Genomic DNA, 15,621 nt, shown 5'->3' with positions numbered 1-15,621 from the left:
CACCGCCGGAACATCCAGCACCGCACAGCGGTACTACCCAGCACGGTGATTATACCCAGTGCTTCGGGAAGTTCCACAGCAGCAGTGCGTCTGGCTCGGCACGGCGCTGAGTCTTGCTCTATAATGAAGGCCCTTCCCATATCAGAGATGGGAAGGGCCTGTTTCATTCGGGCTTTTTTTCACAAAATCCCATTCGGTGTTCCTTTAGCGCTCGTTCTTATATTTGCTGAATGCGTTCTCGTCTGCCTGTACGTTCTCCAGATACACGATCTGTCCCGCCTCGTTCACACGTGCAATGTCGATGCCCGCCTTCGCATACACTGTGCCATCTGCCGCTTGCCCGCATACGGCCCAGTTGGTCTGATAGCTGCCGTCCGGCTGAAGCACCCACGCATCCCACATATGTTTAATATCCTGGTTGTACTCATAGAAAGCCTTCATAAATCCCTCGAATCCGGTGCGGCTGCTGCCATTCAGTACAATCTCGGCATCCGGCGTAAACAGGGACAGCAGGTCCTGCATCGCCCGTTCGTCTGCGCGGGAAGCATCAAATAAACGAAAATAGTTGTTTAACATCGTAATCGCTGCTGTTTCTAACGGTGTATTGGTGGCGGCGTTGGCAGCACGATTTGTGATGTTTGCTTCCGCGCTTTCAAGGTTTGTAGTGTTTGTAGTTTTGGTGGTGCTCGGAACATTGGTATGATTCTGGCTTCCTGTTGTTGCTGTAGCTTTTTCTGTCATTGTATTGCCTCCTGTTATTTCATGCTGTCTGTCTTAAACGGCACATCTCATCGTGTAAAAAACATACCGCGCTTCATTTCGAATAATTTCGAACTAATTATCACGAAAAGAACTGTATCACACCTTCATACCGAATCGCAATATACAATTCGAAATTTTTCGAACATTGAAAGACGATGCCGAATGTGCTACCGTCTATAATATGAGAACTTTAAAAATACCTGCTGCTTCGGAGATGAGTCTTACCAAGGTCTGCAATGCACTGGGTGACCCGGTACGTATGAAGATTGCACACTGTCTGGCGAGCTCGGGCGAGAAAAACTGCTCGGCTTTTGAAGTCGATCATATCTCCAAGTCAACGTTGTCCCATCACATCAAACTGCTGCGTGAAGCTGGCATTATCCAGCCGCGAATTGAAGGCAAACACCATTTTTATTCACTCAGAAAGGATGAACTCAACACACGTTTTCCAGGTCTGGTCGATATGATTCTGCATACAGGAGGTTTGGACTAATGGACAAAAAAGCAGTCAAAATTTTAATGAACACCTTCTGGAAAAGCGGCTGGAAGTCACCCTGCGGCCCCTTCTCTGGCGAGGAATTTGAATATGCCAAAAGCAAAGGTGTTATGTTTGATCCGATTACCATCACTCATGACGAGATTGTACAGCGCCTTCACAGCATGCATCAGGAACCTGCACTCAAGGAACAAGTGATCACTGCGTTTCTCCATAGTCTGTCCACCAAAAAAGTACACTTGCGCAGCGCATTAAGCAGCTGGGCTTTGACCAGAAATATGCCATTACATACCTTCGGCGAACGCCCGGCTCTACATGCCAACACAAGCGCCTGCGGAGACTGCAACTTTCTCCGTATCCAATCAGATGAAAATTACGTTGATGCCGACCTGAATGTGCTGAATTTTGAACGCTTCAAATGGGGCGGTGTGCGTCACGGCTGGCTGCTTTACTGCCTGATGGACCTAGAACTACTGCTTCAGGAGCCCAGCGACAGCAATAGCAACAACGTTTCCCCATTCGAAGTGACTGCGGAAGACCAAGCGATACTCGCACAGCTGCTGGAGGCTGCACAGACGGGAGATCCGAAAGACAGCGCCCGCTCTCTGGAAAAAAAGTGGAAGGATTGTCTGCCCTCCAGTAAACAAGAGCGCGATGCTCTGCTGGAAATCTGGGCTGCCGCCGGCATTCTGGTTCCTGGAGATACACCAAGAAATCGCAAAGGCGGTTCGCATGACTTTGTTTTCGCGGCAACCTGGCAAGGGGATGATGGTTATCATGCCAGAAACGTGCTTGAATATTTTGGTCCCTATCTGCCTCAAACGAGTGACTAAACACCGACTGGAGCCTGCTCCTCAGCAGTTTGGTTACAATACTGACATCGACAGATTTCGAGGTAAACTCGTATAATAGGAGGAAATGGGATGATGGGAGTGAACCAAGCGAGTTTATGATATACATACTGGCTTTCATATTGTCTTTTGCTGTCGTGGTTCTGCTGATTCCGCCGCTGGGCCGACTGGCGCACAGGTTGGATTTTGTGGACAAGCCCCGGGAAGATGTGGAGCGCAAGCTGCACAGGCAACCGATACCACTGACTGCTAGCTACGCGATATTTACTGGATTTTTCCTGACATACATTGCTCTGACAAAAGAACTGACTTGGGAAACGGCTGCACTGGTCGCAGGCGGCATGCTTCTTCTGACGATCGGTACGATTGATGACTGGTACAAAACCAAAGGTAAAGATTTTCCCGCTCTTCCTAAAATGATTATTCAGGTCTCTGCTGCAGTGCTCGTTTTCGCTTCTGGCATTGCGTTTACCGGCTTCGTGAATCCGTTCAATGCAGAATACGTACTGCTGCCGATCTGGCTGCAATTCATTCTGACGATCCTGTGGATATTCGGTGTAACGACCGTAATTAACTTCTCAGACGGCATGGATGGACTGGCTGGTGGCTTGTCAGCAATCTCGGCAATTACACTGTTTATTGTAGCCATAACGAAGGGACAGACCGATTCTGCACTCATGTCCATCACACTGGTCGGGGTAACACTGGGTTATCTAAAATATAACAAGGCTCCTGCCAAAGTATTTATGGGCGACGCAGGTGCTACGTTCCTTGGCTTTATCCTGGCGGTGATCGCACTTGACGGTGCATTCAAGCAAGCTACAGTGCTGTCCATTTTCATTCCGATTCTGGCGCTCGGCGTACCGATCTTCGATAATATTTTCGTTGTGATCAAACGTTTCCTGCAAGGCAAAGCGATCTACCAGGCCGATGCAAGTCAGGCTCATTATCGCCTGCTGCGTGCCGGTTTGAACCACAAACAGGTCGTAGCTGTGCTCTATCTGGTCAGCACCTGTCTGTGCCTGTCCTCCATTATTTTGTTGTTAGTGGATATGTAAAAAAAAGCTCGGTCCACCAAGGGATAAATACTTGCTCGTATAAAACAATAGAAATACCAAAAGCCACCTTCATGTTCAATGAGGGTGGCTTTCTTGCTTTCTCACTTCCTTGTTTCCTTGCTTCCTATGACTTCACTGCGCCAGCCATTGCCCCGCCAACGATGAAGCGCTGCAGTGCAACGTACAGCACTACCAGCGGCAGCGTTACAATGAGGATGCCACACGCCAGCAGCGGCCAGTTATTCATGTACTGCCCATAGAATGTGAACAACCCTTTCGTTACTGGCTGGTAGTTCGGATCAGACAAATAAATGGTCGGTCCGATAATATCATTCCATACCCCGATCGCTGTCAGAATAATGCCTGTCGCCAGAATCGGCTTCATTAATGGAACGAGGATCATGAACAGATACCTTGTGTACCCGCATCCGTCCATGGCAGCCGCCTCATCCAGCTCGCGGGATACCGATTTGATATAACCGACAAACATCAGAAACGCAATGCCCGTACCGGTCGTTTTCAGCAATATATATCCCGTTTGGGTATTATACAGACCCAGTTGATTGATCAATGAGAATTGCGGAATCAGCGGATTCGGCAAATACATCGAGATCAGAAAGAAAATATAAATAAATGTACTGAACTTCACGTATCTGCGAGCAAGCGGAAATGCTGCAAATACGGATAAAATCAACGTCAACAGTGTAGACATGCCCGTATAGAGCACACTGTTCCACATATACTGAGAGAAGCTGCCTTTCGTCCACGCTTCCGTAAAGTTCTCCAGCCGAATGCCTTCCGTAAGTGCTACGGGATTCAGCAAATACTCTGTCTGTGTTTTCATCGACACATTAAACAGATAGAACAGAGGGAACACGTATAACGCAAGCACCAGGAGCACGATGATGTAGCTGATTGTTCTCGACGTTCTGCTCTGCTTCATTACACCTCCACCTCTCTTCTGCGAAGATAGAACAAGGCAACCATAGAGATGGTAAACACAAACAGGAACTGTATCATCGCTACCGCAGAGGCCAGACCATAATCCGCTGTGCCAGTGCCAAACGCTGTTGCATAAACATCAAACGCCAGTGTTGTTGTATTAAACTTGCCGCCTGTGAGGACGTAGATAATGTCAAAGGTTTGTAGTGCGCCGATAATGGACAACAGCATATTCACGGTAAAAGAAGGAGCAATCATCGGGAACGTAATGTTGGTGAATGCCTTCCATCCCGATGCACCGTCCATATATCCCGCCTCGTACAGATCACTCGGGATCGTTTGCAGACCCGCAAGAAAGATCGTCATGGAATAGCCCATGTACATCCAGATTTGTACGAAAATAATCAGCTCGAAGGCAATGTTGTAATCTCCGAAAAAGTTGGAGCTGGTGCCAAAGAAATTCAGAATCGACTGCGCCGGCCCGCCAAGCGGATTCGCTACAAGCTGCCAGATCAGTCCGGACACCGTTACTCCCAGCACGACAGGCAAAAAGAATACTGCACGATACAGCTTGTCGCCTCTTAGCTTTTTGTTAATCAGGATCGCCATAAACAGACCTACTGCGTTCTGGATGATGACTACTGCAAACGCAAAATACAAGGATCGCCCGATGGCATCCAGACGATCTCCTGCATTAGAGGCGCCGAAGAAGGTTTTATAATTTTCCAAGCCAACAAAGCTCCATGCCTGCCCCCTCACACCTGTCGCATCCGTAAACGAAAACAGCACGGTTACGAGAGATGGGCCAAAGCCGAATACGACATAAAGCAGCAGCGGAATGCTCAAATACAGATAAGGAATCAGCCGTGCCTTCCCTTTTCCAAACGGATACATCGTCCTCACACCTTTCATCGGGTAAAACTAAAAAACCGGAACAACAGCTTTGCTTGATCGAGGCTGGCCTGAAGGCTCTTACCCCAAGCGCTATTCCGGTTTATGTTATAGCTTGCATCAAGAAGCAGGGCTTCCTGTTATTTAAGAAGGACTAAATTTTTGATCTATCTAGCTGTATGAACAGCTAGATAGATCATACGCCTGAATCTTCAAAGGCTGATCACAGATTTGTTATTTATTTCGGAGCTGCTGCATCCCAATCTGCTTGTGATTTGCTCGCCAGTTCCTCTGGTGCAGCGATTGGTCCAGCTGGTTTGAGCATCTCTGCATGCACACTGGATTCGGCGATATATTGCCCTACGTTCTGTCGGTTAATAAACAGCTGATCCCATGAAAGTTTGAAGTTTTCGAGATATGGCTGGATATCTTTAATAAATTCGCTCGTAATCTGTACATCAGGCTGTGTCGGAAGGAATCCGGCAGCATTGACAAAGTCCGTATAATTATCTTTCTCCGACAACATTTCCAGCCATTTCAATGCATAATCCTTGTTCGGTGATTTATCTACAACCATCCAGGTCATATCGTATTTACCAGCCAAGTCTTTGTTCTTTGCCGCATCGTTGCTGCCCGGAATCGGGAAATAACCAAACTTCAATTCCGGGTTAGCTGCTTGAATCGTCGTTGCATCCCACGTACCATCAGCAATCATCGCCACCTTGCCTGTTGCAAACAAACTTGGCAATGTACCATAGTCAATCCCCATGAAACCAGGCATTGCACTGTTCATCAACGTTTGAGCCTTCTGCAGCACTTCGATCTGTACCGGATCAGTCAGCTTGGTTTGACCCGTCCACAGACCTTTGATGTAGCTGAGCTGGTCGTCATGTATGGAGGCTTGAAGTCCTTGCACCGCAAGACCAATCGGCCAAACATCTTTACCTGCAAAGCCCAGCGCTTCTACACCATTATCCTTGAACACTTTGATGACGTTTTGCAGTTCATCCCACGTTGTTGGCACCTGCAGATTGTATTTGGCAAAAAGGTCTTTATTGTAGAATAGTCCCGTAAATGCCACTTTACCCATGTTGACACCGTACACTTTGTCGTTGTACGTCATCGCATTTTGCACATCGACCTCATTATAGTTTTTGATAAAAGTCTGGTCTGACAGGTCACTAATCAGCCCTGCATCAATCCACTGCTTCCACATCGGATCAGCCGCACCCTTGGACCAGTCTTGCGGAGCACCCACAAAGCTGGATTTCAGCGGAATGATATCTACATCACCCGTACTGCCTGCATTCATCCGCGTCTGCATCAGCTGATCATACGTAGCATCCGCCGGAACAGTTGTATACTCCACCTTCACATCGGGGTATTTCTCTTCGAATTTGGCATTGAACTGTTTGATGTAATTGTTGATATTTTCTTGCTGCCAGTGAATAATCTTTAACGTCACTTTTTTACTGCTATCTGTAGACGCCTTCCCATCCGAATCCGTAGAATTGCTGTTGCAGGCTGCAAGCACAAACAATAAAACGGTTACAAGTGAAATCATTAACATTTTTCTTTTCATACCACTTTCCCCCAACCATACAAGATTGAATTACGAATTCATGAATACAATAATCCCCGAATTTACGAAATTAGTTTCGTTAAACACACCCTCATTATGACTTCACCAGATAAATTTGTAAATAGTTTATTTACTTTTTTTCAATATATTAGAGTAAACCCTCGCTAAATCAGGGATTTAAGGACTCCACAATCGGTGTTGACAAAACTCGTTTTACGAAATACATAAATATCCAGATGTAAATATGCTGCAATTCTCTCTCTTTCTTATCTGAAGAAGAATGCTAGATATCTCAACAGAGATTATAAATTTACTAAAACGCCGCTTTATTTTCGCAGTTTTGAGAATTGAATGTATAAAACAGCTCTATACATCGCATAATTCATCTCCGTCGACCCTTTACTTTATTGACTCTCTGGTGGTTGTGACATAGAATGTTGGCAGGAATGCGTATGGAGACACAGCCATAATCTACGAAACTAGTTTAGAATTTGAGGGATAATATGAATATTAAAACGATAGCTCGTTTAGCCGGCGTGTCTGTTGCAACGGTATCCAAAATCATTAACAACTACCCTGATATTGGCGATGAGACACGCCAGCGTGTGCTCAAAATTATGGAAGAAACCGGCTACCGCCCCTCCTCTTCCGCCAAAACACTTGCGACCAAGAAATCTCATCTGGTGGGTGTGGTGTTTGCAGGGAAACTGAATGTGGATTTCAGTCACCCGTTCTTTGTGGAGGTCATTAACGCCTTCAAAAAACAGATTGGGCTGTTAGGATACGATCTGCTCTTCTTTTCCAATGAAAAGTTTCTCGAGCAGGGTGAGGACTATTTGGCGAGATCCAAATATTTTCAAGTGGATGGCTGCATTATTATTGCGGGTGACGAGGTGGAAAGCAGTGTATCCGACCTTGATGCCAGCCCGATTCCATGTATCGGAATTGATATTGAGCTGACTGGACAAAACTCCTGTTACATCATGTCAGATAACGAAAAAATATCGACCAAAGTGGTGGAGCAGTTCTATATGAACGGGTATCGGGATCTTGGATTTATCGGGCTCCAGCGTGCCTCCATTGTGATGCAGCAGCGGGAACAAGCATTTAAACAATCACTAAAGCAGTTTAGTCTCGAAGAGCGGCCCGAATGGCTTGTTTACAGCAAGGATTATGCCGCTACAGATGGTTATGAGGCAGCCAAACAGCTTTTATCTGCTGAGGTATTGCCACGTGCTGTGTTCGCAGCGACTGACCTGCTTGCCTTCGGTGCTATTCGTGCCTTTAAGGAGGCGGGACTGCGTATACCAGAGGACATCGCGGTGGCTGGATGTGATGACATTGAAGCTTGCCGTTACAGTGATCCGCCGCTAACCACCGTAAAACAGGACACAGACAAAATCGGACGGCTGGCTGCCATGATCCTGTTTGATCTGATGAACAAGCAGATGGATAATCGGTGCATTAAAGTAGAACCCGAGCTTGTGCTTCGTCACTCTTGCGGCACCTTGCCCACAGGTCAGTAAATGTTTGTATGCATGGCGTGCTGTGCGCCTGAGGTTGCTCGGTAAGTGAGTTAGGGAGTAAGTGAATGAGTTAGTGAGCGGTAGAGTGATTGTTGATTGAATGGATAGATAGGTGAGTGTATGGGATGAGTGGATGGGTGTGTGAATGGATGAGTGAGTGGACGGAATGGGAGAGTGTATGGATGAGCGGTTGGCTACAGGGCTCCCTCTAAGTGCATATTAACAGTGAGTTGGAGGAGAGAGCCTAAGGTTACGCGACGGGTGATTGGATAGAGAATATTGAATTAAACGCCGTAAGTTGGTAAATATTTGAATGTATAGATCAATATAGAAAAAGTTGATCCAGTGCGTGGGCCCTAACGATCCCCAGAAAGCTTATTTACCCGATTTAGGCATAACGAAAATTTTAACGATTCCCAGCGACGCTATTTCCATGAAAATGCATGATTCGGGGTGATTTTCGGGCAAAAAGACGATAATAGCGTTTCTCAGAATCGTTAGCTTTTAAAATGACCTGAAATGAGCCGAATAACGTCACCTCAGATCGTTAGCGATATTTTACGCCAGCCAGAACAGTAACCAATAACAGCACACCCAGCCAAAAATTCCAAAAAGACGAAGCAGGATTGTCCCGCTTCGTCTTTTTGGATTTTAGCTTTCTGCTTTATTGATACTCATGGACATGGGCCCACAAAGAGCGTGGGTGTATCCTCAAACATTACAATAAGGTCAGTTGGAATCACATGAAACTCCAGAGTATCAATTCTGGAGAATTAGTTCCAAAGAATACCCCCGGAACTTCAACTGTTCCTTCCCTGCCCTTCAGCCCGCATCCCAATGCAGAACGTCTCCCGCAGGCCGACTATTTGGAAGCTGCAGGTGGTAGCGGTGTCTCATGCTGCCGCTCTAGCCAACCGGGGCGGTCCAACTCAATGAGCCGGCGGTAACGCTCTTCCCGAGCCAGCAGCTGTTCGTGAGAACCCTGCATGACGATTTTTCCATTTTCCACAAATACAATTTCGTCCATCTTCTCTGCCCCAATCAGGTGGTGGGTGACCCAGATCAACGTTTTGCCTTGCAGGCTGTCCAGCATCGTGCGCATCAGTTCACGTTCTGTCACAGGGTCCAGCCCCACGGTCGGCTCGTCAAAAATAACAACCGGTGTCTTCCGCAGCAGCACCCGAGCCAGTGCAATCCGCTGACGCTCTCCGCCGGAGAAGCGCAATCCTGTCTCCAGCATCGGGGTATGATAAGCCTGCGGTAACGATTCGATCAGACCAGCCAGGCCAACCTGTGCAGCTACCTGCCGAATCTCCTCATCCGTTGCATCCGGCCTTCCGATCCGCAGGTTGTTCGCAACAGTGGTGTCGAAGAGATGCGGACTTTGATTCAGCACCGCTACAACCTCGGTTACACTCTCGCCCAGCATCTCGACAGGCAGATCATTAATCAATACTTGTCCTGATGACGGAGACAACGCACCCTGGATCAGCTTCAGCAGGGTTGATTTGCCGCCACCGCTGCGACCCAGGATTGCCAGCCGTTTGCCCTGAGGCAGATGCAGGGAGATGTCCTGAAGAGCATATTCCCCTTCTGGGGCATACCGATAGCTCACCTGCTCAATGGCAATATCCGCACGAAGCTTGGGCGGGATTCGCAGCCGAATTCGTCCGTCCGCAGAAGCACTGCTGTCAGTACCGTACCCACTGATCGAACTGGAATGCTGCCCCGTTTTCAAACCGGATTCCCGAGAATCTTGCTGCCGCTCCTTATACTGCTCGTTATAACCTCCACTATCCTTGCTTCGATCCTGTTTTCTATTTTTGTCTGTATCCTTGTTTCTATTATCTCTATCTTTTTTTCCAGCCGTATCCGTACCCGTTCCCTCTTGTCCTTCCAGCCTGTTTAATCGCTCCAGTGATTCACGGTAATCCGGCACATGCCCGAGCGCATCGCCTACAGGCAGCAGTGATTCCGTTAGCGGAAACAGCACCAGTACGAAGGCAGCGATCATGACCGCAGGCAGCTGGGCAGCAGAGGCCGCCTGCCCTGCCCACAAGGTTACCGAAACCACCATCAGCCCGATGACAAACTGTGCAATGAAATCACGCCACCGATTCCAGCGCCGCAATCTGCGGCGAATCTGTTCGGCTTGCTCCTCATCCTCTTCCTGCCACTGTACAAACGCCGCCGCTCTGCCACTGGCAATCCAGTCTCCAAGCCCCAGCACACCGTCGGTGAGACGTGTGTACAGTTTGCTGTTTTCTCTTTTCAGCTGCACACGCCATCTCCAGGTTAATCTCAAGGATATTGCAGGCAATACCGCCGCGATAAATAACATATACAGCGCCATGCATACGGCAAACATCGGATCAACACTGCCAAAAGCAAGCACAGCCGCACCATAGATTACAAGCGCAGTCACCGCCGGAAATACGGTGCGCAGATAAATATCCTGCAGACGCTCCACGTCATCGGCAAGTGCGCCAAGCACATCACCGGTCTGCATGCGTGAGCGCAGGAACAAGGCCTGCGGCTCCAAAATGCGGTACAGCTTCACCCGTTGATCTGCAAGTACACGCAGGACAGCATCATGCCCCGCCAGCCGTTCGGCATAGCGGAACACTGCCCGGAAAATCCCAAAGGCACGTACGCCTACAATAGGAACGTACACCATCAGTATGTTTTCAGGACGCAGCGCAGACTTCGAGATCAGATATCCAGAGGTGAACAGCAGCATCACTGCACAGAGTGCCGCGCATGTGCCCAGTGCAATTGCACCTATAAATCTCCAGCGGTACTGTGCTGTGTATGGAGCGATCCAGCTGTTTGTTGGTTGCTCACTCTGTTCTGTCTCCACTCTTGAATATCCGGATTTCATCTCATATCGCCTCCATCTGCGCCTGAATCATGTGATAATATGCCCCGCGTCTTGCCAGCAGTTCCTGATGTGTGCCCATCTCCGCCACTGTGCCGCCGTCCATGACGATAATGCGATCCATATGCGGCATCCAGTGCAGACGATGTGTCGCCAGAAAAACAAGCTTGCCTTCAAACAGCGGCAGCATGGTCTGCTTCAGCTCATATTCGGTCTCCACGTCAAGATGCGCTGTAGGTTCGTCAAGCAGGAGCACGCTGCGTTCACTGAGCAAAGCTCTTGCCAGCGCAACACGCTGCTCCTGGCCGCCGCTGAGCTGTCTGCCACCCGCACCAATCTCTTCATGCAGACCGCCCGGCAGCGATGATAACAGCTTCGTCAGTCCTGCTGCCTGAGCAGCCTGAGCTACCTCGGCATCAGATGCCTCTGGCAAGTAGAAACGAATATTATCTGCAATGGAGCCGCTGAATATATAAGGATGCTGCGGAATAGCTGCCGTCTGGCTTCGCCAGGCATTGAGCAGTTCCGGGGTAAGGTGCTGACCATTAACCAGCACTTGCCCGCCTGTTGGAATCTGGAAACCTGCGAGCACATCCATCAATGTTGATTTCCCGGCTCCGCTGGCGCCAATGATCCCGATTTTGCCTAGGCCCGTCAGTTGAAATGTCACATCCCGCAGAGAATAAGGTCCCTCGGCTTCATGTTGAACCTGAATATCTGTCAGCGCTAATCGGCTGCACTCTCCCCACGAGGACACCGATGCCGAAGAATCGGCAGGACGCAAGAAGGCTGGAGATGCACCATGCACACCATGATCGGAAGAAGTGGCGGACAGCTTCATCTCATGTTTATCCCGATTAAAGACAACACGCAGTCGTGAAGCAGCAGGGGCCTGTGTCTCTAGCATGACTGATGTGCTTGCGGCGTTTAGTTTATCTGATGTTTCTGTTGTGTCTGGTGTGTTTGTTGTTTCTGATTTATCCAATGTACGTGTTGTGGAGGGGGGATGAAGTATGGCGGATGACAGATGATCAGACACTCTATCACCTGTCCCACCTCTCTCCAGTTCTTCCCCATGATGCACTACACCTGCATAGGCTTGCCTCTGACGCTGCTCTTCAGCCTTGCCCCGCTCGATCACTTTATTGATCGCTTCCCCGGCTTCCTTGCCATCCAGTGTCGCATGATAATCCGCACCCAGCATACGAACAGGCAAGAAATATTCCGGCGCCAGAATCAGCACCGTCAGGGCGGGGCCGAGCAGCATATTGCCTTCCGTCAGACGCAGCCCAAGCCCTACAGCTACCGAAGCAACCGACAGCATGGTGAAGAAATCGAGCGCAAACGAGGACAAAAACGCCATGCGAAGGGTAGACATCGTTGCTTTGCGATACCGCTGACTCACCCGCATAATGGAGCCTTCATGCGTCTTGCTTTGCCCGAGTGTCTTGAGCGTTTCCAGCCCGCGAAGCGTATCTACAAAATGATTTGCCAGCGCTTTGTAGGATTTGAACTGTCCGTCTATTTTGCGCTGGGTCGCAAGCCCAATCAGAATCATAAACACAATCAGAATCGGCAGCGTCAGCATCAAAATGATACCGGACATGGTGTCCAGTTTGAACACGTATAACAGAATGATTACAGGTGTAAATCCCGTGCCCAGCATACGTGGTATGAACAGCTCCAGATACGTTTTGTACTGAGCAATCCCCTCACGCGCCAGCGTTACCAGATGTCCTGTGCCTTCGGTTTTGGCGTAACGCGGACCGAGCCGAAACCACTGTTCCATCATCTGTCTGCGCAGGTCCGTTCCCGTTCTCTCCGCATATCGTGTGGTGACAAGCTGCAGCCAGAATGACATGGCGTAGCGGGCGGCAAAAGCAGCCAGGAACAGCAGCAGCACAGGAACCTGCGATGATACAGGAGAACCTTCAAACAATGCCGTAATGGCCTGTGCCAGCCATTTGGCCTGCATAATAATGGTCATCGCCTGCAGCAGCACCAGTGCAGAGGCCAGCGCGAGTACCGGCCGGATGCCCGGCAGCTTCATCAGCCCGCGTCCCATGTCAGTACTCCAGGTGGTGCTGTTCGTTCAGACGTTTGCGGAAAATATAATAACTCCAGATCTGATACCCAAGCACAAATGGCAGCAGTGTGCAGGCAACAATGGTCATTACTTTTAACGAATAGGCACCGGATGCCGCATTATATACGGTCAGATCAAAAGCCGAACCGAGAGAGCTTACGATGACTCTCGGGAACAGTCCGATAAATACGGATGCAAAGGCGATTGCAATGACTGCACCGGTCATACCGAAAGCCAGGCCTTCACGCTTCTGGCGAATAAAGTACGCAGCAAGTGCGAATGCAACCGCACCAAGCACCACCATAATCCAGAGTGCCCAGCCGCGAACAGCGAACACATCGGTCATCACATAGGTTAATACCGCATACAGGACCAGAACTACAGTCAGCGGAATCATTAACTTCTGTGCGAGATGCAGTGCCCGCTCTCTAAGCTCGCCCACAGTACGCAGGGAAGCAAATAACAGCCCGTGAACCAGGCACAGCAGCGTCACACTCAAGCCGCCTACGACGCTGTAAGGATTGACAATATCCAGGAATCCGGCATGCATCTGCATCTGCTCGTCAATTGGCAGACCTTTCATCATGGTTGCAAAAACCACTCCGAACAGGAATGGCAGCAGCGCGCTGGCCACCAGAATGATGATGTCCCATGTTTTGCGCCAGCGCTGCTGTTTCATTTTACTGCGGAATTCGAAGGCAACCCCGCGCCCGATGAGCAGCAGCAGCACAACAACAAGCGGCAAATAGAACCCGCTGAACAGTGTTGCATACCAATGCGGGAAAGCCGCAAACATCGCCCCACCCGCGGTCAGCAGCCAAACCTCATTGCCGTCCCAGAATGGACCAATGGAGTTGATCAGCGTACGGCGTTCACGATCAGTTCGGGCAATCAGTCCGGTAGACATGCCTACGCCGAAGTCAAAACCTTCAAGAAAGAAAAACCCGATAAACAACACGGCAATCAGTACAAACCACAGCTCACTTAGTAACAACGGAATACCCCCCATCCATGCCAAACGGATCGGCCGACTCATCATGCTCTTCCGACTTATCGACGGCATACGGTCCTGCTTTGATTTTGCGTACAAACAGATACACCATCACGGCCCCAAGAACGCTATACGCCGCTGTGAAGGCAATCGTAGAGAACAAGATCATACCTGCGGATACGTTAGGTGATACGCCAGCTTCGGTCGTCATAAATCCAAATACCGTCCATGGCTGTCTGCCGACCTCCGTCATAATCCAGCCTGCTGTATTGGCGATAAACGGCAATGAGATAGCAAATACCATTAAACGCATAAACCATGGTTTAGCTGCTTCCAACTTTTTGCGCCAAGCCAGATACGTTCCATACATCGCCAGCAGAATCATCAATCCACCCGCAGCAATCATGACACGGAAGCTCCAGAACGTTGTACGTACAGGTGGAATATAATCTCCCGGTCCATACGTCTGCTGATACTCGGCATTCAGTTCTTTCATGCCTTTGACACTGCCCGAGAATTTGCTGTAGGACAGGTAGCTGAGCAGTCCAGGGATTTTGATCTCCCCTGAATTTTCTTGATTCTTCGTATCAATGGAGGCAATAACCGTCCATGGTGCAGGGTCCTCCGTTGTTGTCCATGTGCCTTCACTTGCAGCCATCTTCATTGGCTGTGTTTCCACCAGATACTGTGCCTGGAAGTGCCCTGAGAAAGCCACACCCAGCGAGGAAACGAGACCGATAATAATTGCAATATTGAAGGATCTGCGGAACACTTCCACATCTTGTTTTTTCATCAGCTTGTAGGCGCTAATACCCGTTACCACAAAGGCTCCTGTCATGAGAGCACCGAAAATCGTGTGCGGGAATTCAACGAGAAGCTGACCATTCGTAATTAATGCAAAGAAGTCATTCATCTCGGCCCGGCCATTATTCAGCGTGAAGCCGACGGGATGCTGCATAAACGAGTTGGCTGCGAGAATCCACAGCGCAGACAGGAATGTACCGGTGAATACAAGCCAGATACAAGCCAGATGGACTTTTTTGGACAAACGGTCCCAGCCGAATATCCATAAACCGATAAATGTAGATTCCATAAAAAACGCAAGCAGCGCTTCAATCGCCAGTGGCGCACCGAACACGTCACCGACAAACCGGGAATACTCCGACCAGTTCATGCCAAACTGAAATTCTTGTAAAATACCGGTGACTACGCCGACGGCAAAGTTGATCAGGAACAGCTTGCCCCAGAACTTGGCCATCGTTTTGTAGATTTCCTTCCCCTTGGCAACATACAACGTCTCCATAATCGCAACCAGCAGCACAAGGCCGATGGACAGCGGTACGAAGAAAAAGTGGAAAATCGTTGTAAGTGCGTACTGGATACGCGATAGCATAATCGGATCCATACCTTTACCCCTTCTTTCTGTTCGCTTTAGCAAGATACGTAAGTGGCGTTGAAGCGTTCATCTTCGCTGTCTGTTCTCCAAATACGTTGATGAACGTATTGTGCCAGATTACGCATAACTCACATGTGAGAATTATCACAATACCTACCTCCC

Annotated in this window: 12 protein-coding genes; 4 read left to right on the top strand and 8 right to left on the bottom strand. The window is 49.1% G+C overall.

All coding sequences use genetic code 11. The annotated features are described in order from the left end of the window. Positions 1-204: 204 nt before the first annotated feature. Positions 205-741 carry a hypothetical protein gene (locus ACQSGY_RS18670; RefSeq protein ID WP_427179747.1) on the bottom strand — a complete coding sequence of 179 codons (537 nt, stop codon included), beginning with the start codon at positions 739-741 and terminating at the stop codon, positions 205-207. A gap of 202 nt (positions 742-943) precedes the next feature. On the opposite strand from ACQSGY_RS18670, the gene ACQSGY_RS18665 reads away from it, so the two are divergent. The 3 genes from ACQSGY_RS18665 to ACQSGY_RS18655 all read left to right on the top strand — a co-directional run bounded on the left by ACQSGY_RS18665 (position 944) and on the right by ACQSGY_RS18655 (position 3,167). Beyond that, positions 944-1,255, top strand: coding sequence for an ArsR/SmtB family transcription factor (locus ACQSGY_RS18665; protein ID WP_427179746.1), 312 nt, complete (start codon positions 944-946; stop codon positions 1,253-1,255). Then, entirely contained in the window at positions 1,255-2,091 is an 837-nt protein-coding gene (locus tag ACQSGY_RS18660; protein WP_427179744.1) for a hypothetical protein, read from the top strand. Before ACQSGY_RS18665 ends, ACQSGY_RS18660 begins: the two co-directional genes overlap by 1 nt. Before the next feature lie 116 nt (positions 2,092-2,207). Further along, positions 2,208-3,167: an MraY family glycosyltransferase gene (locus ACQSGY_RS18655; protein WP_216515138.1), complete on the top strand. Its 960-nt coding sequence runs from the start codon at positions 2,208-2,210 to the stop codon at positions 3,165-3,167. A gap of 124 nt (positions 3,168-3,291) precedes the next feature. Here ACQSGY_RS18655 and ACQSGY_RS18650 read toward each other — a convergent pair whose 3' ends face one another. The 3 genes from ACQSGY_RS18650 to ACQSGY_RS18640 all read right to left on the bottom strand — a co-directional run bounded on the left by ACQSGY_RS18650 (position 3,292) and on the right by ACQSGY_RS18640 (position 6,582). After that, the gene (locus ACQSGY_RS18650) at positions 3,292-4,110 is read right to left on the bottom strand and encodes a carbohydrate ABC transporter permease (protein WP_427179742.1); all 819 of its coding nucleotides are present in this window, start codon (positions 4,108-4,110) and stop codon (positions 3,292-3,294) included. After that, complete coding sequence (locus ACQSGY_RS18645) at positions 4,110-5,003, bottom strand: carbohydrate ABC transporter permease (protein WP_427179820.1); 894 nt, start codon at positions 5,001-5,003, stop codon at positions 4,110-4,112. Before ACQSGY_RS18645 ends, ACQSGY_RS18650 begins: the two co-directional genes overlap by 1 nt. A gap of 235 nt (positions 5,004-5,238) precedes the next feature. Next, positions 5,239-6,582, bottom strand: coding sequence for an ABC transporter substrate-binding protein (locus ACQSGY_RS18640; RefSeq protein ID WP_427179740.1), 1,344 nt, complete (start codon positions 6,580-6,582; stop codon positions 5,239-5,241). A 503-nt stretch (positions 6,583-7,085) separates the two neighbouring features. On the opposite strand from ACQSGY_RS18640, the gene ACQSGY_RS18635 reads away from it, so the two are divergent. Next, a complete protein-coding gene (locus tag ACQSGY_RS18635; protein ID WP_427179739.1) occupies positions 7,086-8,108 on the top strand; it encodes a LacI family DNA-binding transcriptional regulator in 1,023 nt (340 codons plus the stop codon). Positions 8,109-8,970: 862 nt separating this feature from the next. On the opposite strand, the gene ACQSGY_RS18630 is transcribed toward ACQSGY_RS18635, so the two are convergent. From ACQSGY_RS18630 to ACQSGY_RS18615, 4 genes are read right to left on the bottom strand one after another with little or no spacing between them, the layout of a single operon-like run. Beyond that, positions 8,971-10,989 (bottom strand): amino acid ABC transporter ATP-binding/permease protein, encoded by a 2,019-nt coding sequence (locus tag ACQSGY_RS18630; RefSeq protein WP_427179737.1) that lies wholly within the window; start codon positions 10,987-10,989, stop codon positions 8,971-8,973. 1 nt (position 10,990) lies between these two features. Further along, a complete protein-coding gene (locus ACQSGY_RS18625) occupies positions 10,991-13,051 on the bottom strand; it encodes an ABC transporter ATP-binding protein/permease (protein ID WP_427179735.1) in 2,061 nt (686 codons plus the stop codon). A gap of 1 nt (position 13,052) precedes the next feature. Next, positions 13,053-14,111: a cytochrome d ubiquinol oxidase subunit II gene (gene cydB, locus ACQSGY_RS18620; RefSeq protein WP_427179733.1), complete on the bottom strand. Its 1,059-nt coding sequence runs from the start codon at positions 14,109-14,111 to the stop codon at positions 13,053-13,055. Continuing rightward, positions 14,053-15,468: a cytochrome ubiquinol oxidase subunit I gene (locus ACQSGY_RS18615; protein WP_111270678.1), complete on the bottom strand. Its 1,416-nt coding sequence runs from the start codon at positions 15,466-15,468 to the stop codon at positions 14,053-14,055. The genes cydB and ACQSGY_RS18615 overlap by 59 nt, the downstream gene beginning before the upstream one ends. Positions 15,469-15,621 lie beyond the last annotated feature (153 nt).

Source organism: Paenibacillus sp. TC-CSREp1, from assembly GCF_050171015.1.
Classification (GTDB): Bacteria; Bacillota; Bacilli; order Paenibacillales; family Paenibacillaceae; genus Paenibacillus; species Paenibacillus silvae.
This window is presented reverse-complemented; position numbering and strand designations above follow the sequence as displayed.